This window comes from Pseudonocardia sp. SID8383, assembly GCF_009864975.1.
Classification (GTDB): Bacteria; Actinomycetota; Actinomycetes; order Mycobacteriales; family Pseudonocardiaceae; genus Pseudonocardia; species Pseudonocardia alni.
In genome coordinates this window covers 1-1802 of sequence record NZ_WWFY01001062.1, presented here as the reverse complement: position 1 = coordinate 1802, position 1802 = coordinate 1, and the positions used below count along the sequence as shown (strand labels likewise).

General features: G+C 72.1%; 2 protein-coding genes and 1 pseudogene. 1 reads left to right on the top strand and 2 read right to left on the bottom strand.

Annotation, left to right across the window (positions count from 1 at the left end):
• Nucleotides 1-205: pseudogene (locus tag GTW08_RS25680) on the bottom strand (hypothetical protein); the annotation flags it as partial.
• Nucleotides 202-1524, bottom strand: coding sequence for an MFS transporter (locus GTW08_RS25675; protein ID WP_237454191.1), 1323 nt, complete (start codon nt 1522-1524; stop codon nt 202-204). The pseudogene GTW08_RS25680 and the gene GTW08_RS25675, both read right to left, overlap by 4 nt.
• A gap of 143 nt (nt 1525-1667) precedes the next feature.
• On the opposite strand from GTW08_RS25675, the gene GTW08_RS25670 reads away from it, so the two are divergent.
• A partial coding sequence (locus tag GTW08_RS25670) for a LysR family transcriptional regulator (RefSeq protein ID WP_161152651.1) occupies nt 1668-1802 on the top strand: 135 nt, incomplete at its 3' end.

The window sequence follows — 1802 nt, the reverse complement described above, 5'->3', positions numbered from 1 at the left end:
GGTCGGCGAACGCCCTGGCCAGACGGTTGGTGCGGGCGTCGAACTCCGCGCGGGTGCGCACCACACCGGGGCCGTCCGCGGTGTCCTCGGTGACCAGCGGGCGGTCCGGGTCGGCGGCGACGAGCGCCCGCAGCCGGGCGGCGAGCGCGGTCGCGCCGGCGGGCACCTCGGGCTCGGGGAAGCGGGGCTCGCGGAGTGCGGTCATGCGGTCCTCCCGGTGGTGCCGGTGACGGCGGCGTCGAGACGCTCGTCGTCGGGGACCGGTCCGCGGGCCAGCACGTACCGGGCCGCCAGCAGCGAGACGAGCACGATCACCAGCGAGTACCCCACGACGGGCACGATCGACCCGGTCGCGGCCAGCAGCGACTGCCCGACGAGCGGGGCGGTGCCGCCGAACAGCGTGCCCGCCAGCGCGTAGGACAGCGAGATCGCGGTGTAGCGCATCCGCGCGGGGAACGCCTCGGCCAGCATCCCGGCGAGGATCGCGTAGTACATCGTGTGCGGCAGCGTCGCGAGCGCCATGCCGAGCGCGGCCAGCCCGAAGCTGCCGGTGGAGATCAGCCAGAACATCACCGGGAACAGCGGCAGCTCGATCAGCAGCAGCGCGGTGACGACCTTCCGCGGGTTCCACCAGGTCGCCATGAACGCCCCGAGCGGCTGGGTGAAGAACTGCACGGTCGAGCTGATCAGCACGACGTTGAGGAACACCTGGCGGTCGAAGCCGAGGTCGTTGACCGCCCAGGACAGCGCGAACGTGTTCTTGAAGTACGCGGCCGCGGCCACCAGTGCGCACGCTCCCACCGAGACGACCACCAGCATCGTCCGCTCCCGCAGCAGCTCCGCGAGCGGGAACCGCGCCGTCGTGCCGCGCGACCGCATCGCGACCAGCGCCGGGCTCTCCTCGATCCGCAGCCGGATCACCAGCCCGACGACGACCAGCGCCGCCGACACGAGGAACGGCACGCGCCAGCCCCAGGACAGGAAGGCGTCCTCCGGCAGCATCGCGACGAGCGCGAACGAGCCGGTGGCGAGCATCTGCCCCGCCGGACTGCCCTGCTGGGCGAAGGCGCCGTAGAGGATCCGGCGGTTCTTCGACGCGTGCTCCGAGGCGATCAGCACCGCGCCGCCCCACTCCCCGCCGACGGCGAGCCCCTGTACGAGCCGGGCCACGACCAGCAGCACCGGGGCGAGGACGCCGATGTCGTCGTGGACGGGCAGCAGCCCGATCGCGAGCGTCGAGACGCCCATCAGCAGCAGCGTCGCGACCAGCGCGGTCTTGCGGCCGAGCCGGTCACCGAGGTGGCCGAAGACGATCCCGCCGATCGGCCGGGCGAGGAACCCGACCCAGAACGTGGCGAACGAGGCCAGCACACCGGCGGCGGGGGAGGCGTTCGGGAAGAACAGCGGCCCCAGCACCAGCGCGGCGGCGGTGCCGTAGATGTAGAAGTCGTACCACTCGATGGTGGTGCCGACGAACGAGGCGATCCCCGCCTTGCGGCGCATCGACGGTGTGCTCGTGCTCAACCCGGTGCCCCCTTGCACTCGTCGTGGAGCGACGGTCGCGACCACGCCGTCGTGACCACCGCCACGCAACGGTAGAACAGCATTGGGACTCCATCGGGACGCTCTTGCTTCCGTTCCTGTCGTCGGATCGACATGATCGGAGGGTGGAGCTACGGCAGCTGGAGTCGTTCGTCGTCGTCGCCGAGGAGCTGCACTTCGGTCGGGCCGCGGCCCGCCTGCAGGTCTCGGGCCCGCCGCTGTCCCAGCAGATCCGCAGGCTCGAACGCGAGGTCGGCGCC